Consider the following 21,641-nt stretch of genomic DNA (forward strand, 5'->3'; position numbering starts at 1 on the left):
CCTAGCGCATGCCGGCCTGGCGCGGCACGGCCGTGCGGCGCGCCTCCACCTCGGCGACGGTCCTGACGGTCGCGACGAAGCTGTCCGGGTTGAGCGAGATGGAATCGATCCCCTCGCCGACCAGGAAGGCCGCGAAATCGGCATGGTCGCTCGGCGCCTGGCCGCAGATCCCGATCTTGGTGCCCGTGGCCCGCGCGCGGCGGATCACGTCCGCGATCATGCGCTTCACCGTCTCGTCGCGCTCGTCGAAGAGCGGCGCGAGCTCGGCGGAATCGCGGTCGACCCCGAGCAGGAGCTGGGTGAGGTCGTTCGAGCCGATCGAAAACCCGTCGAACCGGGCGGCGAACTCCTCGGCGAGCACCACGTTCGACGGGATCTCGCACATCACGTAGACCTGCAGCCCGTTCTCGCCGCGTTTCAGGCCGTTCTCCGCCATGACGGCGAGCACCTGGTCGGCCTCCTTCGGCGTGCGGCAGAACGGCACCATGACGATGACGTTGTCGAGGCCGATCTCCTCGCGCGCCTTCCGGATCGCCCGGCACTCGAGCGCGAAGCCCTCGCGGTAGCGCGGGCTGTAATAGCGCGAGGCGCCGCGCAGCCCGAGCATCGGGTTCTCCTCCTGCGGCTCGAAGCCCGCGCCGCCGACGAGATGGGCGTATTCGTTGCTCTTGAAATCGCTCATGCGCACGATCACCGGATCGGGATGCGAGGGCGCCGCGATCTTGGCGACCCCGCGGGCAAGCGTGTCGACGAAATAGTCGGTCTTGTCGGAATAGCCGCGGGTGAGCTCCGTGATCGTCCGCCGCGCCGCCTCGTCCTCGACCTTCTCGAAATGGACGAGCGCCATCGGATGGATCTTGATCACGTTGTTGATGATGAACTCCATCCGGGCGAGCCCGATGCCTGCGGCGGGGAGCCGCCACCAGCGGAAGGCGGCGGCGGGGCTCGCGATGTTCACCATCATCTGCGTCTGCGTGTGCGGCAGGTCCCTGAGGTCGATCTCGACCTCCTCGAAGGCGAGCCTGCCTTCATAGACATGCCCCTCGTCGCCCTCCGCGCAGGAAAGCGTGACCGCCTGGCCGTCCTGAAGCGTGGCGGTGCCGGTGCGCGTCCCCACGATCGCCGGCACGCCGAGCTCGCGCGAGACGATCGCGGCATGGCTCGTCGTCCCGCCATGGTCGGTGATGATGCCGGCGGCCGACTTCATGATCGGCACCCAGTCCGGGTCGGTCGCCTCGGTGACGAGGATCGAGCCGGGGCGGAAGCGATCGATCTCCTCGACGTCGCGGATCACGCAGACCTCGCCGGCGGCGATCGCCTCGCCGATGGCGGCGCCGGAGACGAGCAGCGTGCCCTTCTCCTTCAGGCGGCAGGCCTTGATGGCGTCCCCATGCTTCAATGCCTGCACCGTTTCCGGGCGCGCCTGCACGATGGCGAGCTCGCCCGTCTCGCCGTCCTTCGCCCATTCCATGTCCATCGGGCGGCCGTAATGCTGCTCGATCTCGACCGCCCAGCGGGCGAGCTGAAGGATCTCCGCATCGGAAAGCACGAAGCTGCGCCGCTCGGCGACCCGCGTGCGCACCTGCTTCGTCCGGCCGCTGCCGCCTTCCGCGTAGATCAGCTTGATCGCCTTTTCCCCGAGCGTCTTCTCGATGATCGGCGTGAGCTCCGGCCGGTCGAGAAGCGGCTTGAAGACGACATACTTGTCCGGGTTGACGGTGCCCTGCACGACGGTCTCGCCGAGCCCCCAGGCGCCGCTGATGACGACGGCGCGCGGGAAGCCGGTCTCCGTATCGAGCGAGAACATCACGCCGGAGCCGGCGATGTCGGAGCGCACCATCAGCTGCACGCCGACGGAAAGCGCCACCTGCATGTGGTCGAAGCCCTTCGTCTCGCGATAGCTGATCGCCCGGTCCGTGAAGAGCGAGGCGTAGCAGCGGCGGCAGGCGTCGAGCACGTCGCCCTCGCCCCGCACGTTGAGGAAGGTCTCCTGCTGGCCGGCGAAGCTCGCCTCCGGCAGGTCCTCGGCCGTGGCGCTCGACCGCACGGCGACGGCGACCGCATCGCGCTTCGCCTCGCGGCAGAGATCCGCATAGGCGCCGCGGATCGCGGCCGCGATCGGATCGGGAAAGGCGCCGTCGAGGAACATGCGCCGGACCGCCTGGCCGGTCTCGTGGAGCGTCTGCCGGCCGGCCTTGTAGGCGTCGAGCTCGCCGCGGATGCCGGCCTCGATCCCGTTCTCCGCGACATAGGCGCGGTAGGCCGCCGCGGTCGTGGCGAAGCCGCCGGGCACGCGCACGCCGCGCCGGGCGAGCGACCTGATCATCTCGCCGAGCGAGGCGTTCTTGCCGCCGACCTTCGCGACGTCCGAAGAGCTCGCCTCCTGCAGCGGCAGCACGAATTCGTTTGTCATGGATCTGCACCTCGCATCGGCGTTCCCGCGCTCTCTCGCAGGATAGGCGCCATGCCTCCTTGAGGCAGGTCAAAGCCGCTGCCGACCGGACCGGGAAACGCCCCTGGTTAATCCTCCGTTGCCGCCGCGCCTGGCCTATTCGCCCGGCTGGCCGCGGCGCGTGCCGTCCTTGTGCCAGAACACGAAGCGGTGCTGGATCCAGACCACGGACCAGAAGGTCGCGAGGCCGAGCAGCGACAGGTAGATGATGAGCGCGAAGACGCGCGGCGTGCTGAGCTGGGACGAGGCGGTGCGGATGAGATGGCCGAAGCCCTGGCCGCCGCCCACGAACTCCGCCGTGATCGCCCCCGCCACGACGCCGATCGCGGCGATCTTCAGCCCGGTGAAGAGATGGGGCATCCCGGTCGGGATCTTGAGCTTGAAGAGGGTCTGCCAGCGGCTCGCGCCCATCGTCTTGAAGAGCATGCGGGCGTTCTCGTCGGCCGCGTGCAGGCCGGCGGCCGTGCCGACCACGATCGGAAAGGTCGCGATGAAGGCCGCGAGCGCGACCTTGGACGAGATGCCGAAGCCGAGCCAGGAGATGAAGATCGGCGCGAAGGCGACCTTCGGCATCGTGTCGATCGCGACGAGATAGGGAAGCACCGCCCGTTCGCCGAGCTTCGTCTCGCCGACGAGGACGCCAAGGCCGAAGCCGAGCGCGACCGCGATCAGGAAGCCGATCAGCACCTCCTTGGCGGTGACCCGGAACGAGGCGAGCAGGTAGCCGCCGGAAAGCATGTTGGCGCCGATCGCGACGATCTCCTCCGCCGTCTCGAGCGGCGAGGGCAGGATGATCCGGGACACGAGCCCGAAGGAATAGACGAGCTGCCAGACCGCCACGAAGGCGACGAAGATCGCCAGCATCGCGACGGCGCGGGGGATCCGGTCGATCCAGGATTCCTCCTCGACCCAGACCGTGTCCTCGCCGACGGCTTCGTCCTCATGCGCGACGGCGGCGTCGGTCACGGTGATCCTCCCTGCCCGAGCTGGTCGCGGATCCGGTCCACCAACCGCCCGAAGCGCGGCTCCGTCATCATGTGGAGCGTGCGCGGACGCGGCAGATCGACCTCCACGGCGTCGACGAACCGCCCCGGCCGCGGCGACATGACGTAGACGATGTCGGACAGGATCACCGCTTCGGGTATGGAATGGGTCACCAGGAACGCCGTCGAGTTCTGCTCGCGGCAGATCCGCTGCAGCTCCATGTTCATGAAGTCGCGCGAGAGCTCGTCGAGCGCGCTGAACGGCTCGTCGAGGAGGAGCACGGCCGGCTCCGTGATGAGCATCCGGCAGATCGCCGCGCGCTGGGCCATGCCGCCGGAAAGCTCGTTCGGATAGACGTGCTCGAAGCCGGAGAGGCCGACGAGCTCCAGCAGCCCGCGGGCGGCGCCGTGCTTGCCGCGCGCCGCCGCCTTGCCGTCGCGGATCTCGATCGGCAGCACCACGTTCTCGAGCGTGGTCCGCCAGGGGAAGAGCGTCGCCTGCTGGAACATCATCCCGATCTCGCGGCGCGGGCCGGTGACCGGCCTGCCTTCGAGGACGACGCTCCCGGTGGACGGCGGCAGCACCCCGGCCATGATCTTGAGGAGGGTGGACTTGCCGCAGCCGCTCGGGCCGATGATTGAGGAGAAGCTGCCCTCCCTCAGCGTCAGCGTCACGGTGTCGAGCGCCTGCACGTTCCGCCGCGGGAACGCCTTGCTGACCCCCTTGAGCTGGTAGACCGGCCGGCCCTCAGGGCCGGCCGAAGGCGCCGCAGAGCGGACCGCAGCCGTCACGCTCAGCCGTCCTTGTTCCAGACCTCGACGAACTCGTTGGTGAACGCCTTGCTGAGATCCTGCTTCTCCTTGAGACCGTCGGAGGCGATGAGCGTCTCCTGCCAGGTCTCCCAGTTCGCCGGCGGCTGGTAGCCGTAGCCCTCGGCCTGGTCGCCGATATCCATCTTCACGAGCAGCTGGTCGAGGAGGGCATTGGCGAGCGCGGTGTCCTCGCCCTCCTGGGGATTGCCCGTCTTGGCATGCGCCAGCACCTTCTCGCGGTTCGCCGGGTCCATGCCGAACTTCGTGCCGCGCACGAGCGCGCGCCCGAAGCCCTCGATCACCTGCGGGTTCTCGGTCATGTAGGAGCGGAGCACGGCGAAGCCGTTTCCGAAGAAGGCCTTGAACGGCTCGGGCGTGATCTCCCGCAGCTTCAGGCCGCGCGTCGTCATGATGGCCGCGTCGCTGGTCGCCGCCGCATAGCCTTCGATGTCGCCGCGCTCGAAGGCGGCCGCCGCCGTGCCGCCGTCGCCGACGGGGAGGAAGGTGTAGTCCTTGCCCTCCTCCATGCCGGCATCGGCGAGGATGGCGCGCGCGAACCCGACCTCCGCGCCGTCGGCCGTGCCGACGCCGATCACCTTGCCCTTCAGGTCCGCCGGCTTCTGGTAGTCCGACTCGTCGCGGACCACGATGCCGAAGATGCTCTTCGGGTTGAGATTGTAGATGAAGACGACGTCTTCGCCCCGCTCGCGCGCGGCGAGCACCGGCGCCGGCCCCGGCAGGCCGATCTGAGCCTGGCCGGCGGCCATCGCCTGGAGCACCTGAGACGAGCCGTCGACGGCCTGCACCGTGACGTTGAGGCCCTCCTCCCTCATGTAGCCTTCGCCGATCGCGACATGCATCGGCCAGACGTTGAGCGCCGACGGATTCGGCAGGACGACCGTGATTTCCTTCGTCTGCGCCGACGCCTCCCCGCCGGGCAGCGGCGCCAGCCAGAGGGCTGCGAGGGCTCCGAGTAGAGCGCCGAAGCGCCTTCCGCTATTCATGTCTTTCCTCCCGCTGAACCTGTGTTCTTCCAGCAACTAGACGTGCCGGTTCACCGATTGTGCATCGGAACCGCAGGCTGTCAAAACGATCGCGTGACCGCCGCTCACGATTTCGGGATCAACTCCGGGTGATGGACGGCCAATAGGCGGCGAGCGTGCCCGCATCGCGCCCCGCCCAGCCGCTGCGAGCCGCGTCCTCGTAGACGGCGAGCGCGCTCTCGGCGAGCGGAAGCCCGTAGCCGAGACGGTCCGCCTCGCCGATCATGGTTCTCAGGTCCTTGAGCAGCGTCTCGACCGTGAAGGAGGGAGGCGGCTCCTCGCCCGCCAGCGCCGTCGCGATGGCCGGGCCGCGCGCCTTCAGAAGGTTGGGCCCGCCGGTCGTATCGGCGAGGAGATCGATGAGCCAGGCCGTGTCGACGCCGAGATGGCGCGAGAGCGCGTAGGCCTCCCCGAGCGCCTGGAAATAGAGCATCAGCGGAAGGTTCACGGTGAGCTTCACGCTCGCGCCGGAACCCGCCGGCCCGATATGCTCGACGCGCCGGCACAGGCAGTCGAGGATCGGCCGCGCCCGGGCGACGGCCTCCGCGCTGCCGCCGGCAAGGCCGATCAGGCGGCCCTGGCGGGCCGGGCCGACCGACCCGCTGACGGCGCATTCCACGAAGGCGGCGCCCTTCGCCCCGACTGCTTCCGACAGCCGCATCTGCGTCGCGGGCGGCACCGTGCTCATCTCGATGAAGAGCTGGCCCGCCACGTCGCCCGACAGGAGCCCCTCCGGTCCGCGATAGACCGCCTCCACCGCCTCGCTGTCCGTGACGATCGAGATCACCGCTTCGACCGCGCCTGCGAGCGCGGCGGGCGTTTCGGCCACCTCCGCCCCGGAGCCGGCGAGCGCCTCCGCCTTCGCCCGTGTCCGGTTCCAGACCACGAGTTCGTGGCCGCATTCCGCGAGCCGGTCGGCGAAGGCCTTGCCCATCGCGCCGAGCCCGACGATTCCGATCCGCATCGCGCTCCCCTCCCCTTTTCAGGCGGAGGCTAGCACGGTCGGCCGGGACCGCCGATCGGCCGTCCGATCACAGGATTGTCAGGTCAGATCTCGTCCTTCACCTGGGCATGCGAGAGCATGGTGAAGAGCGCGGTCCCGCCGAAGATGTTGCCGATCAGCACCGGGACCGTGAAGTTGGCGAGCATCGCCCCGAACCCGAGCTCTCCCGACAGGACGAGCAGGAACGCCTCGACGCTCCCGGCGACGATGTGGGTGAACCCGGCCGCGGCGATGAGCCAGGTGATCATCGTGATGACGAGGAACCGGCTCGATTCGGCGCTCGGCAGGAGCCAGACCATGGTGGCGATCAGGAAACCCGAGCTGACGCCCATGAAGAGCATCTCCCACCAGCCCTTCTCCATCATGTGGCGCGAGATTTCGAGCATGGCCTGGCGGATATCGTCGTCGAGGACGGGCCCGAAGCTGCAGAAGAGCGCGGCCACGAAGGTGCCGACCATGTTCGCCGCGAAGACGACGGACCACAGCCGGGCGAGGCGGAGAAGGTTGCCGGCCGTCAGCTTGCGGGCGACCGGAAGGACGACGGTGATGGTGTTCTCGGTGAAGAGCTGCTGGTGCGCGAGCACCACGATCAGGAAGCCCACGCTGTAGCCGAGGCTGTCGACGAGGGGCCGCCATTCGGCCGCGGGCAGGTGGATCCGGAGAACGGCCTGCGCGAGAACCGAAAAGCTGATCGAGAGGCCGGCCGCCATGCCCGACCACCAGAGCGAGCTGAGCGGCCGGTCGAGCTCCTCCTCGCCCTGCTGGCGGACGATCTCGTAGATCACCGGCGTCCGCAGCCGGAGCCGCTCCTCCACCTCCTTCGCCTCGTCGGCGCTGATCGCCTTGTTCTCGGCCTGGATCTCGGCGGCCTTTTCGCGGCGGCTCTTCGCCCGTTCCGGCTCGTGCGTCATGAAGGGGCGTGCACCTCGCGATTGCGGCGACTGCAGCGCCGGACGTGGGAAGGTTAGGCGGCACGGCGGGAAAGGCGAGAGGCGCGGGCGCAATTTCGCCTTTCCGACCAGGAGTCGCCCCCGCTCCGAGCGGCGCGGCCTTCCCTTGTTGATGCCCGGTTGCCGGTGTTAGAGCGGAGCCGTGAGGCCGGGCGCCTCGCCGGCCCTGTCCAATCCTCGCACCGGAGCTCCCCAGCCGTGACGATCCGCTTCCATGTCGGCGATCTGCCGGACCTTTCCCGCTATACCGGAGCGGTCGCGATCGACACCGAGACGATGGGACTGCGCCCGGGACGCGACCGCCTCTGCCTCGTCCAGCTCTCGCCCGGCGACGGCACGGTGGATGTCGTGCAGATCCTGCAGGGCCAGCGCGAGGCGCCGAACCTGGTCGCGCTGCTTTCCGACCCCGAACGGCCCAAGATCTTCCACTATGCGCGGTTCGACGTCGCCGTGCTGCGCCACACGTTCGGAATCGTGACGGCCCCCGTCTTCTGCACCAAGATCGCCTCCCGCCTCGTGCGCACCTATACCGACCGGCACGGCCTCAAGGACCTCGCGCGCGAGCTGCTCGGCATCGAGCTCAGCAAGCAGCAGCAATCCTCCGACTGGGGCGCTCCGGTGCTCTCCGAGGCGCAGCTCGACTATGCCGCCTCCGACGTGCTCTATCTCCATGCCATGAAGGAGGTGCTCGAGACGCGGCTCGCGCGCGAGGGCCGGCGCCACATCGCGGATGCCTGCTTCGCGTTCCTTGCGACCCGCGCCGAGCTCGATCTCCTCGGCTGGGAGGACACGGACATCTTCGCGCATAGCTGAGCCCGCCGGCCGCACCGACGGCGGGACGCCATCAAAACACCATACCGGCCGCGATAAGGCCCGGGCGACACATGGACTGGCAAGCTGACGGCACGATGGCAGCTCCGTCGATCGGGGCGCCCTGGCAGACGACGAAGGAGACGCGCCGCCGGCTCCAGCGCTTCCGCGCGGCACGCCGGCATTCGCGTCTCGTCCGGATCCTCCGGCGCCTGCTGCCGGTCTCGGGCGTCCTCGTCATCGTGGCGATCGGCCTCGCGGTACGGCTCGCCGCCCCCGGGGACTTCGACGTCTCGGTCGCGCGCACGACCGTGACGCGCAACTCCGTCATCATGGAGAACCCGAGGCTTTCCGGCTTCGACCGCTTCAACCGCGAATATACGGTCACCGCCGACACCGCGACGCAGCTCCTCTCGGCGCCCGACGAGGTGGTGCTCGACGGCATCAACGCCCATCTCATCCTGCCGGGCCGGGGCACGGCCGACGTCATCGCGGCGGCGGGCACGTTCAACAACGCACAGAGCAAGCTCGACCTTCGAAACGGCGTGGAAGTCCGCTCCAGCGAAGGTTACGCCTTGCATATGCAGGATGCCGACATCGATATGAAGGGCGGAACGCTCGCGACATCGAAGCCGGTCCGGATCGAGTATCAGGACAGCGTGACGGTGGCCGAGGGCTTGCATGTCTCGGAGGGCGGCGAGGTGATCGTGCTCGACGGGAACGTCCGGACCAATCTGATGCCCCCGAAGCGCGCTGCGGCGACGGGCACGGGCGAAACCGAAGAGCCGCAACCGGGGGATCGGGAATGACCAGACTGCCGCAGGCGATCCTTGTCGCCGCCTTCGCCGCCGCCGTCGCGGCCGGCCCCGCTTCGACCGCGTCCGCGCAGGGCTTCGGCGAGGCCTTCACCGGCCTTTCGACCGACTCCGACCAGCCGATCCAGATCGAGGCGGACCAGCTCGAGGTGCAGGATGCCAAGAAGCTCGCCATCTACCGCGGCAATGTCCGCGTCCTCCAGGGCAACACCGTCCTGAAGACGGCCGAGCTCCGCGTCTACTACACCGGGCGGCCGGGCGGCGGCGCGGCGCAGAGCGCGAGTACATCCACCCCGCAGGGCGGCCCCGCCGGGTCGAGCGTGGAGAGGATCGAGGCCTATGGCGGCGTGGTGGTGCAGTCCGACACCCAGACCGCGACCGGCAACCGCGCCGTCTTCGAGATGGCGAAGGATACGGTGACGCTGATCGGCAATGTCGTGCTGACGGAGGCGGACAACGTCGTGCGCGGCGAGCGGCTCGTCGTCAACCTGAAGACGAAGGAAGCGAAGGTCGAGGGCGGCCGCGTCCAGACCATCCTCGCGCCGTCGCGGACGGAAGGCCAGGCGCGTTGAACGATGCCGCGCCTCCCCGGCCGGCGGCCGCATACGGAGCGGCTCTGCGCCAAGAGGCGGCCACCCGGCCGTCCGGGCTCGGACCGATCGGCCGCATCCTGGGCTTCGGCCGAGGCCGCGGGACGCCCGCGCGGCCGGACGACGAACCGCTCGACGGTCCACCCATCCAGGGCGCCCAGGGCTGGCTCGTCGCGCGCGGCCTCAGGCGGAGCTTCAAGAAGCGGGTCGTGGTCGAGAACGTCTCGCTCGCCGTCCGGCAGGGCGAGGCGGTCGGCCTGCTCGGTCCGAACGGGGCGGGCAAGACCACCGTCTTCTACATGATCACCGGCCTGATCCGCGCCGAGGCAGGGCGGATCGAGCTCGACGGCTACGACATCACGCCGTTCCCGATGTACCAGCGGGCGCGGCTCGGCATCGGCTACCTCCCGCAGGAAGCCTCGATCTTCCGCGGGCTCAGCGTGGAGGACAACATCCGCGCGGTGCTCGAGATCGTCGAGCCGGACCGCCGGCGGCGCGAGGCGGAGCTCGACGGCCTGCTCGCCGAGTTCCACATCGAGCATCTGAGAAAGTCCCCCTCGATCGCGCTTTCGGGCGGCGAGCGCAGGCGGTGCGAGATCGCCCGCGCGCTCGCAAGCCGGCCGGCCTTCATCCTGCTCGACGAGCCCTTCGCGGGCATCGATCCGATCGCCGTCGGCGACATCCAGACGCTGGTCCGCCACCTCACCAACCGCGGCATCGGCGTGCTCATCACCGACCACAATGTCCGCGAGACGCTCGGCCTCATCGACCGCGCCTACATCATCCATTCCGGCCGGGTGCTGACGGAGGGCCGTCCGGCCGCGATCATCGCAAACCCCGAAGTCCGGCGCGTCTATCTCGGCGAACAGTTCAGGCTTTGACTCGCAATTTGCCCCGGCTATGGTGGCCTCGTGGCCGGCGGGGGCACTGATCGAGCCGGCGAACCGGGGCGTCTGCATCATGGGTCTCTCCGTCAATCTGCAGCTGAGGCAGAGCCAGTCGCTCGTCATCACGCCGCAGCTCATGCAGGCGATCAGGCTCCTTCAGATGACGAGCCTGGAGCTCGACCGATTCATCGAGGCGGAGCTGGAGCAGAACCCGCTGCTGGAGCGCGCGGAGGCGGAGGAGAGCGCCCGCGGCGAGGCCGAGCCGCAGGCGTCCGCCCCGGAGGAGGGCGGGCTCGACCTCGATGCCGGCGCCGAGCGCGAGCCGGCCGAGCCCGATGTCGACCTGCCGCCCTATGCGCCCGAATCCGCCCGCCTCGCGACCGCGGCGGCCGCACCGGAATGGTCGGCCATCGAGGAGCGGGTGGCGGCCACGGAGAGTCTCGAGGCGTTCATCGAGCGCCAGATCGACAACCGTCTCGCGGACGAGCGCGACCGCTTCATCGCGCGCGTCCTGCTCGGCCATCTCGACCAGGCCGGCTATCTCGTCGCCGATCTCGGCGCGATCGCCGAAGAGCTCGGCGCGCCGCCCTGCCGGATCGAGCGGGTCCTCGCGGCGTGCCAGACGTTCGAGCCGACGGGCGTCTTCGCGCGCTCGCTGCGGGAATGCCTCGCGCTGCAGCTCGCCGAGCGGAACCGGCTCGACCCCGCCATGCAGGCGCTCCTCGACAATCTCGCTTTGCTCGCCGCCCGCAACACGGCCGCCCTCCGGCTCGCCTGCGGGGTGGACGCCGAGGACCTCGCGCAGATGGTGGCCGAGATCAGGGCGCTCGACCCGAAGCCCGGCGCGGCCTTCGCGTCGGAGCCCGTCGAGCCGCTCGTGCCCGACGTGCTGGTGCGTCCGGCCTCCGACGGCGGCTGGCTCGTCGAGCTCAACGAGGCCAATCTTCCGCGCGTGCTCATCGACCGGGCGAGCTACGCCCAGTTCGTCGGGCGCGGCGACGGCGAAACCCGCCGCTTCGTCGCCGACTGCCTGCAGAAGGCGAACTGGCTCGTCCGCAGCCTCGACCAGCGCTCCCGCACCATCCTCAAGGTCTCGGCCGAGATCGTGCGCCAGCAGGAGGGCTTCCTCGCCCATGGCGTCTGCGCGCTGAAGCCGCTCAACCTCCGCATGATCGCGGATGCGGTGGGTGTCCATGAATCGACGGTGAGCCGCGCGACCGCCGGCAAGACGATGGCGACGCCCCGCGGCATCTTCGAGCTGAAGTTCTTCTTCTCGACGGCGCTTCCGGCGAGCGGCGGCGGCGAGGCGCATTCCGCCGAATCCGTGAAGCACCGCATCCGCACCCTGATCGCCGGCGAACGTCCGGAGGCCGTCCTTTCCGACGATTCCATCGTCGAGATGCTCAATTCCGACGGGATCGAGATCGCCCGCCGGACCGTGGCGAAATACCGGGAGATGATGGGCATCGCGTCCTCGGTTCAGCGCAGGCGGGAGAAGCGGGCGGAGCTCGCGTCCTGAGCGGCGGGCCGCCGGGCGGCGCATTGACTTGGTGCGGATGCGCGATTACACGTCCGGCCCTCATCGGGGACCCGTCAGCGCTCGGATCCGGTTCCGATAGAATGTCGCAACGGATGCAGGACATCATGGCGCTGAAGATTTCCGGCAAGAACTTCGATATCGGGCAAGCGTTGCGCAGCCGTATAGAGACCGAAGTTCGCGACGCCGTGGGAAAGTACTTCGACGGCAGCTTCTCCGGACACGTCACGATCGGCAAGAACAGCCGCATCTTCGAGACCGAGTGCGCGCTCCACCTCGACACCGGGATCGTGTTCGAGGCGCGGGCGGAGGCGCCCGACGCCACGCTGAGCTTCGACCAGGCGGCGACCCGCCTCGAGAAGCGGCTGCGGCGCTACAAGCGGCGGCTGAAGGGCCACAAGCGGGCCCCGCAGGAGGCCGAGCTTTCCGAGGCGGCCACCTTCCTGCTCACGCCGCCGGCGGAAGAAGACGAGGTGGCGGACGATTACGCCCCGGCCATCGTGGCCGAGACGCGCACGGTGCTCCGCACGCTGTCGGTCAGCGCCGCCGTCCTGGAGCTCGACAGGGTCGAAACGCCCGTCGTGGTCTTCCGCAATCAGAGCCACGGCGGCATCAACGTCGTCTACCGACGCCCGGACGGCCATTTCGGCTGGATCGACCCGGTGCTCGTGGACGGCGTCGCCGCGGCCGGATCGGGTTGACGACGTGCGCGCCCGCGCGAACGCCAGGGCCCCTCAAGAGGAACCCTCATGGATCTGAGCGATCTACTGACGCCTGATTCGGTGCTCCCGGCGCTCAAGGCGCAGAGCAAGAAGCAGGTGATCCAGGACCTGAGCGAGAAGGCCTCGCGGCTGACCGGCATTCCGGAGCGCGAAATCTTCGACACCATCCTGCAGCGCGAGCGGCTCGGCTCGACCGGCGTCGGTCACGGCGTCGCCATTCCGCACGGAAAGCTCGCCGCCGTGACGAAGCTGACGGGCGTCTTCGCCCGCCTCGCCCGACCGGTCGAATTCGATTCCCTCGACGAGCAGCCGGTCGATCTCGTCTTCCTGCTGCTCGCACCGGAGAGCGCCGGCGCGGACCACCTGAAGGCGCTGGCGCGCATCGCCCGGGTGCTGCGCGATCCGAACTTCGCCCAGAAGCTGCGGTCGACCGCGGACGCCAAGGCGCTCTATGCGCTGCTGATCAAGCCGACGCCGGAAACCAACGCCGCCTGAGCGGCGGGACCTCTTCCTCTTCCAGAATGCATTCCGGCCAGACCGGTGCAGGGGCGCAGCGGCGCCGGCCCGGCGCTGCCGGAAGGCCCGCCGGGCGCTTCGCAAGGTCGCGCCCGGCAGGACGATTCGTCAGTGGACGCTCACCGTCTCGAGGTCGTGCTCGCTCGCATTGGCGAGCGCGGCCGCCCGGTTGTCGGTCAGCATGATGGGCTTGCCCTCGGCGCTGATCAGCGCCCAGAGGTCCATCCCGGGCTCGAGCTGGGGCGCCTGCGGGAAGATGGCGCGCACCTCCTCGGACCGGATCTGCCTCAGATAGGCGATCTCCCCGCCCCCGAGCCGTTCGAACACCTCGGCCGGCATCGCCTTCGACTGCGTTTCTGCCATTGTGGTCTCCTTGATGGGTCTCAGTCGCGCGAGGTGATCTTCACTTTGCGGACGGTCCGTTCGGGATCGGGCCGCACGAGCTCGACGGAGAGCAGTCCGTCCTTGAGGTCCGCGCCGAGGACCTCCATGCCGTCGGCCAGGACGAACGTCTTCTGGAACTGCCGGGCCGCGATGCCGCGATGAAGGAAATCCCGCTGGGCCGCGTCGTCCGGCTGCCTGCCGCGGATCACGAGCTCGTTGTCCTCCACCGTGATGTCGATGTCGTCCGGACGGAACCCGGCGACCGCGACGGTGATCCGAAGCCGGGCGGGGGAGCCCTCGCCGCCGCGCATCCGCTCGATATTGTAGGGCGGGTACCCGTCGGAGCCGCTCTTCGACACCCTGTCCAGGAGCCTCTCGATCTCGTCGAAACCGACCAGGAGCGGGCTCGAAAACGGCGTCATGCGCGTCATTGCAAAGTCCTCGATGAAGCGACTTCGCTGTCCGGACCCCGAAGGCATCCGGCCTGCCTACGGAATATGGGGGGACCCGGTGCGGCCTTCAAGCAAGCGGCGGACGCCGGCGCAGGCCACCGGCGACGGGCGGCGCACGCCCACCCGGGCCGGCGATCAGGCGATCGCGTCCATCGCGTCGTCGGTGAGGCCCGCCGGCACGATCGTGATCGGGATCGGGAAGCTGCCGGACCCCTTGGCCGCGATCGAAGTGACGAGCGGCCCCGGCCCCTCGCTGCTCTCGCCGGCGGCGAGCACGAGGATCGCGATGTCCTCGTCGTCCTCGATGAGCTTGCGGATCTCCTCGGCCCGCTTGCCCTCCCGGATGACGAGCTCCGGCTCGACGTTCGACACGTCGCGCCCCCTGGCGGCGTGGCGCGCGAGCATGGTCTGCGCCTTCTCGAGCGCCTCCGCGCGCATGATGTCCTCGACGCCCAGCCAGTGCTGCGGGCCTTCCGGCTCGATCACGTAGAGGAGAACGAGCGCGCCGCCGGTCCGCTGCGCGCGCTTGGCCGCGTAGACGAGCGCGCGCACGCATTCGGGCGTGTCGTCCACGATCACGAGAAACTTGCGCTTGTGGCCCTCTTCGAGGGCGCGCCGCGGCTTCATCATCGGATCATGCTGCCATTCGCCGGCTAGCCCGGCAAGCCGCCGCGCCGCGTCCGCAGGAACCCGACGACGTCCTTGACCCCGTTCATGACGGGCTCGGCGAGCGCGGCCGCCCGCTCCGCGCCATCGGCGAGAACCGCATCGATATGGGCCGGATCGGCGGTCAGGCGGCGCATCTCGGCGGCGACCGGAGCGAGCTTCTCGACCGCGAGATCGGAGAGCGCGGGCTTGAAGCTCGAGAACTGGGCGCCTCCGAACGTGCGCAGCACCTCCTCCTTGCTGGTGCCGGCGAGCGCCGCGTAGATCCCGACCAGATTGTCGGCCTCGGGCCGGGCGGCAAGCCCGGCGATCTCGGAGGGCAGCGGCTCGGGGTCGGTGCGCGCCTTGCGGAACTTCTGCGCGATCGCATCGGCATCGTCCGTCAGGTTGATGCGCGAATAATCCGAAGGGTCCGACTTCGACATCTTCTTGGAACCGTCGCGCAGGCTCATGACCCGGGTCGCCGGGCCGGCGATGAGCGGCTCGGGCAGCGGAAAGAACGCATCGCCGAAGCCGAGTTCGGCGATGCGGTCCGCATAGTCGTTGTTGAACTTCTGCGCGATGTCGCGGGCGAGCTCCAGGTGCTGCTTCTGGTCCTCCCCGACCGGCACGTGCGTCGCCCTGTAGGCGAGGATGTCCGCCGCCATCAGGTTCGGATAGACGAAGAGGCCCGTCGAGGCGTTCTCGCGGTCCTTGCCGGCCTTCTCCTTGAACTGCGTCATGCGGTTGAGCCAGCCCATGCGGGCGACGCAGTTGAACACCCATGCGAGCTCGGCATGCGCCGACACCTGGCTCTGGTTGAAGACGATGTGCCGGACCGGATCGATGCCGGCGGCGAGGAACGCCGCCGTCACCTCGCGCGTGCTCTGGCGGAGGTCGTTCGGGTCCTGCCAGACCGTGATCGCATGCATGTCGACGACGCAATAGATGCAGTCGTGGCTCTCCTGCATGGCGACGAAGCGCGTGATCGCGCCGAGATAGTTGCCGAGATGGAGGTTGCCGGTCGGCTGCACGCCGGAGAAGACGCGCTCGGGGAAACTGGTCATGTCGGATCTGGTATGGCTGGCCCGGCCGGCCTTATGGCCAATGGGCGGGGCGCGCGCAAGGCTCAGCGCCGTCGCAGATTGCGCGCGATGCTGCGAAAGTCCGCCGCGCCGGTGAGTTGCGCCGCCCCGAAATAGAAGAACGCCCCGCCGAGGACGAGCACGGCGAGCGCGAAGGCCTGCGTCGCGAGGCCCGCTTCCGGCCGGAACGGCGCGGAGAAGACGCGCGCGCCGAGGAAGAGCACCGCCGCCATCAGGGCAAGCGTCGCGGCGAGGCGCGGCAGCCGCCTGAGCAGCATGCCGTCGAGCGCGAACTGCGAGCGGCGCCGCAGCGTGAGGAGGAGCAGGGCGCAATTGATCCAGCTTGCGACGGCCTCCGCCGTCGCGATCCCCGCCTCGGCGAGGCGCGGGAAGAGAATGAGCGCCAGCGTGACGTTCACGGCGGCGGAGATCCCGGCGAAGACCATCGGCGTGCGCGTATCCTCGCGCGCGAAATAGCCGGGCGTGAACACCTTGATCATGACGAAGGCCGGCAGGCCGAGCCCGAAGATCCGGAGCGCCCGGGCGGTCGCTTCGGTCGTCTCCGGCGTGAACGCCCCGCGCTCGAAGAGCACCCGGATGATCTCCTCCGGCACGACCACCAGCGCGGTCGCCGCCGGCAGGGTCAGGAACAGCGCGAATTCGAGGGCGCGGTTCTGCGTATGCGTCGCCTCGCGCAGATGGCCGGCCTTCAGCGTGCGCGAGAGCTCCGGCAGGAGCACGACGCCGATCGCGATCCCGATCACGCCGAGCGGCAGCTGGTAGATGCGGTCGGCGAACTGCAGGACGGCGATCGCGCCTTCCCTGGTGGAGGCGATGATCTGGCCGATGAAGAGGTTGATCTGGATGATGCCGCCCGAAAGCGCGGCCGGCGCCATCAGCACGAGAAGCCGCCTCACGGCGGGCGTGAGGCGCGGCACGCGCGGCCGCACGCTGAAGCCGATCCGGTGCGCGGCGAACGCGACCATGACGAGCTGGGCGACGCCGGCGACGAGCACCGACCAGCTCAGGATCCGGCCGACCGCAGCGCCGTCGAGCCCGCGCCAGATGCCGTAGCCGATGCCGGCGATGGTCACCACGTTGAGCAGCGTCGGCGCGAGCGCGGCCACGAAGAAGCGGCGATGGGCGTTCAGCACCCCGCTCAGCATCGCCGTCAGCGACATGCAGACGAGATAGGGGAACATCACCCGGAACAGCTCGACCGTGAGCGCGAACTTGCCGGCATCGCTCCGGAAGCCGGGGGCGATGAGCGCCACGATGAGCGGCGTCGCGACCATGACGACGGCCGTGAGGGCCGCGAGCACGAGGGCGAGCGCCGCCAGCACCTCCTCCGCGAAGCGGCGCGCCGCCGCCTCCCCCTCGCCTTCGAGCGTGCGCGAGAAGAGGGGGATGAAGGCGGAGTTGAACGCGCCCTCCGCCAGCAGCCGGCGGAAGAGATTGGGAAACCGGAAGGCGGCGTAGAACGCGTCGGCGACCGGTCCGGCGCCGAGCGCGGCGGCGACCATCATCTCCCGCACGAAGCCGAGCAGCCGGCTTGCCAGCGTCGCGCCCCCGACGCTGACGAACTTCGCGACGAGGCTCACGAGACCTTGCTCTCCGCCGCCTGCGTCTCGGCCGTTCCGATCGCGTCGAGGAGCCGCCGCCGGATGCGCGTCTGGCGGGCCTTCGCCGTGACCTGGTGGCCGACGAGGTCGGTGACGTAGAAGGTGTCGACGACGCGCTCGCCGAAGGTCGCGATATGCGCCGAAGCGATGTCGAGGCTGAGCTCCGCGATCGCATGCGTCAGTTCGAACAGGAGGCCGGTGCGGTCGAGGCACTCCACCTCGATCACGGTGAAGCGGTCGGACAGGTTGTTGGTGAGCCGGACCTGCGGCTCGATGGTGAAGGCGTCGCCGCGCCGGCTCTTGCGGCGCTTGCGCGCGAGCGTGTCGGGGATGCGCACGCGCCCCTCGAGCGCCTGCTCCATCATGGCGACGATCCGCTCGCCGCGCCGCTCTTCGTCCGCGTCCTGCTCGAAGGCGCGCGAGACCACGATCGTGTCGAGCGCACGGCCGTCCATGGTGGTGTAGATCTGGGCATAGACGATGTTCGCGTCCGCCGCCGCGCAGGCGCCCGCCATCAGCGACAGGATGCGCGGATGGTCCGGCGTCAGGATGGTGATCTCCGTCGCGCCCTCGAAGGCCATCGGCCTGATGTCGGCGGCGAAGGGGCGGTCGGCCGCCTCGGCGCTGCGGATGAGCTCCGCCTGGCGGACCTGGTGCTCCTCGTCGACCCGCATCCAGTATGCGGGATAATGCAGCGCCAGCAGCCGCTCGCGCTCCGCCGGCGTCCAGTCGGAGAGCCGCGCCTCGAGCTGCCGCTGCGCCTCCGCCACCTTGGCCGAGCGCGTCTCGCGCCCCAGGCCGCCGGTGAGGACGGCCTCCGTCTCGTAGTAGAGCGTGCGCAGGAGCTGTCCCTTCCAGCCGTTCCAGACGCCCGGGCCCACCGCCCTGATGTCGCAGACGGTCAGGATCAGGAGCAGGTTCAGCCGCTCCATCGACTGCACGATATGGGCGAAGTCGCGGATCGTCCGGCGGTCGGCGAGATCGCGCGACTGGGCGAAGCGCGACATGGTGAGGTGCTGCTCGATGAGCCAGGCCACCAGCTCCGTCTGGCCCTGGGACATCCCGAAGCGCGGGCAGAGCCTGCGCGCCACGCGGGCGCCGGCGACGGAATGGTCCTCCGGCCGCCCCTTCGCGATGTCGTGGAGGAGCAGCGTCACGTAGAGGAGCGTCGGGTCCTTCAGCTTCGGCAGCAGCTCGGCGGATAGCGGGTGGTCGTTGGCGATCCGGCCGAGCTGGAGGTCCGCGAGCGCGCCGACGGCGCGGATCAGGTGCTCGTCGACCGTGTAGTGGTGATACATGTTGAACTGCATCATCGCCACGATCCGCCCGAAATCGGGAATGAACCGGCCGAGCACGCCGGCCTCGTTCATCTGGCGCAGGACGAGCTCCGAGCGCTCGGGATTGCGCAGGATGTCGAGGAAGAGCCGGTTGGCCTCGGGATCCTGCTGGAGCGCCCGGTCGATGCGCCGCAGCGAGAGCGTGATGAGCCGCGTCGCCTCGGGATGGAGCGCGATGTCGTGGGTGCCCGCCAGGCTGAAGATCCGGATCATGTTCACCGGATCCCGCTCGAACACGTTCGGGTCCGCCACGTTGATGCGTTCGTTGTCGACGACGAAATCCGGGATCGTCGGAAGCGCCCTGCGGCGGCCGGTGAGCCCCCGCAGGAACCGGTTGAGCCGCGGGGCGGGCTTTTCCTGCCGCGCCTCGAGCGCCGCGCAGACGATCCGCGTCAGGCCGCCGACATCCTTGGCCACCAGGAAATAGTGCTTCATGAAGCGCTCGACGGCGTGGAGCCCGGGATGGCGCTGGTAGCCGAGCCGGCGCGCGAGCTCGGCCTGGATGTCGAAGGAAAGCCGCTCCTCGGCGCGGTTGGCGACGAAGTGCAGGTGGCACCGCACCGCCCACAGGAAGTCGTTGCACTTCCGGAAGAGGCGGAGCTCCGCCCGGCTGAGCAGTCCGGCATCGACGAGCGCCTGCTCCGAGGAGACGCGGTAGGTGTAGCGCGCGATCCAGAACAGCGTCTGCAGGTCCCGGAGACCGCCCTTCCCTTCCTTGACGTTGGGCTCCACGAGATAGCGCGAGGCGCCGACGCGGCTGTGTCGCTGGTCGCGTTCCGCAAGCTTGGCGCTGATGAATTCCGGCGCCGTGCCTGCGACGAGCTCGGCGTCGAAGCGGGTCATGAGATCGGCGAAGACATCGGTGTCGCCGCAGACGTGGCGCGCCTCGAGCACCGCCGTGCGGATCGTCATGTCCTCGCGGGCCGCCTTCAGGGTCTCCGCGACCGTGCGCGTCGCATGGCCGACCTTCAGCCCGACATCCCAGAGCATGTAGAGGATGTATTCGGTGACGCTCTCGGACCAGGCCGTCTGCTTGTAGGGGAAGAGGAAGAGGAGATCGATGTCGGAGAACGGCGCGAGCGTCGCGCGGCCATAGCCGCCGACGGCCACGAGCGACAGCCGCTCGGCCGAGGAGGGATTGCTGACCGGAAAGACGCGCTCGCTCGCAAAGGCGAACAGGCGCTCGACCACGGTGTCGGTGAGCGCGCTGAGGCGCTCGGCGCAGTGCAGGCCGCGATTCGTCGCTTCGAGCTCGCGCCGGACCGCCTGGCGCCCCTCCAGGAAGGTCGCCTTCAGAAGGTCCATCACGGCCTTGCGGGCGGCCGTCGAGGCGGGGCCATGCTGGTCGCCGATGGAGTCGAGCGCAGCGCGGAGCGCGTCCGCCGCGATGGGACTCTCGACAGGGCGGGTTCGACTCACTCTCGTCGTCCGTGTTCTCGTTCGCGACGGTCGATACCACGCCGCGTTCGGCGCTGCCTATGCCCCCCGCTCGCGCCTCAGCCGCTTCAGGTCGTAGAGCCGGTCGAGCGCCTCGCGCGGGCTGAGCGCGTCCGGATCGAGGGCGTCGAGGGCCTGAAGCGCCGGATCGGGCGCTTCAGGCTCCTCCGGCGGGCGCGCCGCGAAGAGCGGCAGCTCCTCGGAGAGCGCGGCCGGCATCCGCCGTCCCCCGCTCCGCTCGAGGTTCCTCAGCACCTCGCGGGCGCGGACGATCACCGCCGGGGGCAGGCCGGCGAGCTTCGCCACCTGAATCCCGTAGGAGCGGTCGGCCGCCCCCGGCACGATCTCGTGCAGGAACACGACGTCGCCCTTCCATTCCCGGACCTTCATGGTGGCGTTCCGCAGCCGCGGCAGACGCGAGGAGAGCTGCGTCAGCTCGTGGTAATGCGTCGCGAAGAGCGTCCGGCAGCAATTGACGTCGTGGAGGTGCTCGATCGCCGCCCACGCGATCGAGAGCCCGTCATAGGTGGCCGTGCCGCGCCCGATTTCGTCGAGTATGACGAGGGAGCGCGCGCCGGCCTGGTTCAGGATCGCCGCGGTCTCCACCATCTCGACCATGAAGGTGGAGCGCCCGCGGGCGAGGTCGTCGGCAGCGCCGACGCGCGAGAAGACCTGGTCGACGACGCCGATATGGGCCTCGGCCGCCGGAACGAAGGATCCGGTCTGGGCGAGGATGGCGATCAGCGCGTTCTGGCGGAGATAGGTCGACTTGCCCGCCATGTTCGGTCCGGTGAGGAGCCAGATGCGGCCTTCCGCCTCGCCCTCCCCGCCGAGCGCGCAATCGTTGCCGACGAAGGTGTCCCCGCTCCGCCGCAGCACCTGCTCCACGACCGGGTGCCGGCCGCCGCGGATCGCGAAGGCGAGGCCGTCATCCACCCTGGGACGCACATAGCCCTCCCGCTCGGCAAGCTCCGCGAAGCCCGCGGCGACGTCGAGCTCGGCGAGCGCCTGCGCAACGGAACGGATCGCCGCTTCCGCCGCGAGAACGCGGCCGCAGAGCTCGTCGAAGCAGGCGAGCTCCAGCGCGAGCGCCCGCTCCGCCGCGCTCGCGATGCGGCTCTCGAGCTCGCCGAGCTCCACGGTCGAGAAGCGCATCGCGCTCGCAAGCGTCTGGCGGTGGATGAAGGCGACCGCCTGGCAGGCGGTGAGGGCGGCCGCCTGGCCCGCGCTCACCTCGACGAAATAGCCGAGCACGTTGTTGTGGCGGATGCGGAGCGACCGCAGCCCCGTCGCCTCGACGTAGCGCGCCTGCAGCGCCGCGATCACGCGCCGGCTTTCGTCGCGGAGGCTGCGCGCCTCGTCGAGCTCGGCCCGCCAGCCCGGACGCACGAACCCGCCGTCCCGCTTCAGGAGCGGGAGATCGTCGGCAAGCGCGGCGCGCAGGGCGGCGCAGAGGTCGCGCGGGGCGCGCGCGAGCTGCGCCCGGACCCCGCCGAGGAGCTCCGCGAGCGGAAGGCCGCTGCCGTCGAGACGGGCCCCGAGGACGGCCGCGGCCTCG

General features: G+C 69.6%; 20 protein-coding genes. 7 read left to right on the forward strand and 13 right to left on the reverse strand.

What is annotated here, in order from left to right:
* Position 1 precedes the first annotated feature (1 nt).
* From ppsA to E4O86_RS07885, 6 genes are all read right to left on the reverse strand, one after another.
* On the reverse strand, positions 2-2,413 hold the full coding sequence (gene ppsA / locus E4O86_RS07860) for a phosphoenolpyruvate synthase (RefSeq protein ID WP_161139980.1): 2,412 nt from the start codon (positions 2,411-2,413) through the stop codon (positions 2-4).
* 135 nt (positions 2,414-2,548) lie between these two features.
* Positions 2,549-3,418 carry an ABC transporter permease gene (locus E4O86_RS07865; RefSeq protein WP_343039122.1) on the reverse strand — a complete coding sequence of 290 codons (870 nt, stop codon included), beginning with the start codon at positions 3,416-3,418 and terminating at the stop codon, positions 2,549-2,551.
* Positions 3,415-4,227, reverse strand: a complete 813-nt coding sequence (locus tag E4O86_RS07870) for an ABC transporter ATP-binding protein (protein WP_343039123.1) — start codon at positions 4,225-4,227, stop codon at positions 3,415-3,417. The genes E4O86_RS07865 and E4O86_RS07870 overlap by 4 nt, the downstream gene beginning before the upstream one ends.
* 2 nt (positions 4,228-4,229) lie before the next feature.
* The gene (locus E4O86_RS07875; protein ID WP_161139981.1) at positions 4,230-5,252 is read right to left on the reverse strand and encodes an ABC transporter substrate-binding protein; all 1,023 of its coding nucleotides are present in this window, start codon (positions 5,250-5,252) and stop codon (positions 4,230-4,232) included.
* 118 nt (positions 5,253-5,370) lie between these two features.
* Positions 5,371-6,255 (reverse strand): NAD(P)-dependent oxidoreductase, encoded by an 885-nt coding sequence (locus E4O86_RS07880; RefSeq protein WP_161139982.1) that lies wholly within the window; start codon positions 6,253-6,255, stop codon positions 5,371-5,373.
* 83 nt (positions 6,256-6,338) lie between these two features.
* Positions 6,339-7,205: a formate/nitrite transporter family protein gene (locus tag E4O86_RS07885; protein ID WP_161139983.1), complete on the reverse strand. Its 867-nt coding sequence runs from the start codon at positions 7,203-7,205 to the stop codon at positions 6,339-6,341.
* Between the two features lie 237 nt (positions 7,206-7,442).
* On the opposite strand from E4O86_RS07885, the gene E4O86_RS07890 reads away from it, so the two are divergent.
* The 7 genes from E4O86_RS07890 to ptsN all read left to right on the forward strand — a co-directional run bounded on the left by E4O86_RS07890 (position 7,443) and on the right by ptsN (position 13,100).
* Positions 7,443-8,057: a ribonuclease H-like domain-containing protein gene (locus E4O86_RS07890; protein ID WP_161139984.1), complete on the forward strand. Its 615-nt coding sequence runs from the start codon at positions 7,443-7,445 to the stop codon at positions 8,055-8,057.
* A gap of 71 nt (positions 8,058-8,128) precedes the next feature.
* Positions 8,129-8,863, forward strand: a complete 735-nt coding sequence (gene lptC / locus E4O86_RS07895; RefSeq protein WP_161139985.1) for an LPS export ABC transporter periplasmic protein LptC — start codon at positions 8,129-8,131, stop codon at positions 8,861-8,863.
* The gene (locus tag E4O86_RS07900; RefSeq protein ID WP_161139986.1) at positions 8,860-9,441 is read left to right on the forward strand and encodes an LptA/OstA family protein; all 582 of its coding nucleotides are present in this window, start codon (positions 8,860-8,862) and stop codon (positions 9,439-9,441) included. The genes lptC and E4O86_RS07900 overlap by 4 nt, the downstream gene beginning before the upstream one ends.
* Positions 9,438-10,340, forward strand: coding sequence for an LPS export ABC transporter ATP-binding protein (gene lptB / locus E4O86_RS07905; protein WP_246206280.1), 903 nt, complete (start codon positions 9,438-9,440; stop codon positions 10,338-10,340). Before E4O86_RS07900 ends, lptB begins: the two co-directional genes overlap by 4 nt.
* A 79-nt stretch (positions 10,341-10,419) precedes the next feature.
* The gene (gene rpoN, locus E4O86_RS07910; RefSeq protein WP_161139999.1) at positions 10,420-11,865 is read left to right on the forward strand and encodes an RNA polymerase factor sigma-54; all 1,446 of its coding nucleotides are present in this window, start codon (positions 10,420-10,422) and stop codon (positions 11,863-11,865) included.
* 101 nt (positions 11,866-11,966) lie between these two features.
* Complete coding sequence (gene hpf, locus E4O86_RS07915; protein WP_246206281.1) at positions 11,967-12,584, forward strand: ribosome hibernation-promoting factor, HPF/YfiA family; 618 nt, start codon at positions 11,967-11,969, stop codon at positions 12,582-12,584.
* Positions 12,585-12,632: 48 nt separating this feature from the next.
* The gene (ptsN, locus tag E4O86_RS07920; protein ID WP_161139987.1) at positions 12,633-13,100 is read left to right on the forward strand and encodes a PTS IIA-like nitrogen regulatory protein PtsN; all 468 of its coding nucleotides are present in this window, start codon (positions 12,633-12,635) and stop codon (positions 13,098-13,100) included.
* A 129-nt stretch (positions 13,101-13,229) separates the two neighbouring features.
* Here ptsN and E4O86_RS07925 read toward each other — a convergent pair whose 3' ends face one another.
* The 7 genes from E4O86_RS07925 to mutS all read right to left on the reverse strand — a co-directional run.
* Complete coding sequence (locus E4O86_RS07925; protein WP_161139988.1) at positions 13,230-13,484, reverse strand: BQ00720 family protein; 255 nt, start codon at positions 13,482-13,484, stop codon at positions 13,230-13,232.
* Between the two features lie 20 nt (positions 13,485-13,504).
* Positions 13,505-13,936 carry an Hsp20 family protein gene (locus E4O86_RS07930; RefSeq protein WP_161139989.1) on the reverse strand — a complete coding sequence of 144 codons (432 nt, stop codon included), beginning with the start codon at positions 13,934-13,936 and terminating at the stop codon, positions 13,505-13,507.
* Between the two features lie 156 nt (positions 13,937-14,092).
* Positions 14,093-14,587 carry a universal stress protein gene (locus tag E4O86_RS07935; RefSeq protein WP_161139990.1) on the reverse strand — a complete coding sequence of 165 codons (495 nt, stop codon included), beginning with the start codon at positions 14,585-14,587 and terminating at the stop codon, positions 14,093-14,095.
* 23 nt (positions 14,588-14,610) lie between these two features.
* Positions 14,611-15,669, reverse strand: coding sequence for a tryptophan--tRNA ligase (trpS, locus tag E4O86_RS07940; RefSeq protein ID WP_161139991.1), 1,059 nt, complete (start codon positions 15,667-15,669; stop codon positions 14,611-14,613).
* Positions 15,670-15,731: 62 nt separating this feature from the next.
* Positions 15,732-17,288, reverse strand: a complete 1,557-nt coding sequence (gene murJ, locus E4O86_RS07945) for a murein biosynthesis integral membrane protein MurJ (RefSeq protein ID WP_161139992.1) — start codon at positions 17,286-17,288, stop codon at positions 15,732-15,734.
* Positions 17,285-20,065, reverse strand: a complete 2,781-nt coding sequence (locus E4O86_RS07950; RefSeq protein ID WP_161139993.1) for a [protein-PII] uridylyltransferase — start codon at positions 20,063-20,065, stop codon at positions 17,285-17,287. Before E4O86_RS07950 ends, murJ begins: the two co-directional genes overlap by 4 nt.
* 57 nt (positions 20,066-20,122) lie before the next feature.
* Positions 20,123-21,641: DNA mismatch repair protein MutS (mutS, locus tag E4O86_RS07955; protein ID WP_161139994.1), on the reverse strand; the 1,519-nt coding region annotated here is incomplete at its 5' end.

Source organism: Propylenella binzhouense (genome assembly GCF_009866965.1).
In the GTDB taxonomy this organism is placed as follows: domain Bacteria; phylum Pseudomonadota; class Alphaproteobacteria; order Rhizobiales; family Afifellaceae; genus Propylenella; species Propylenella binzhouense.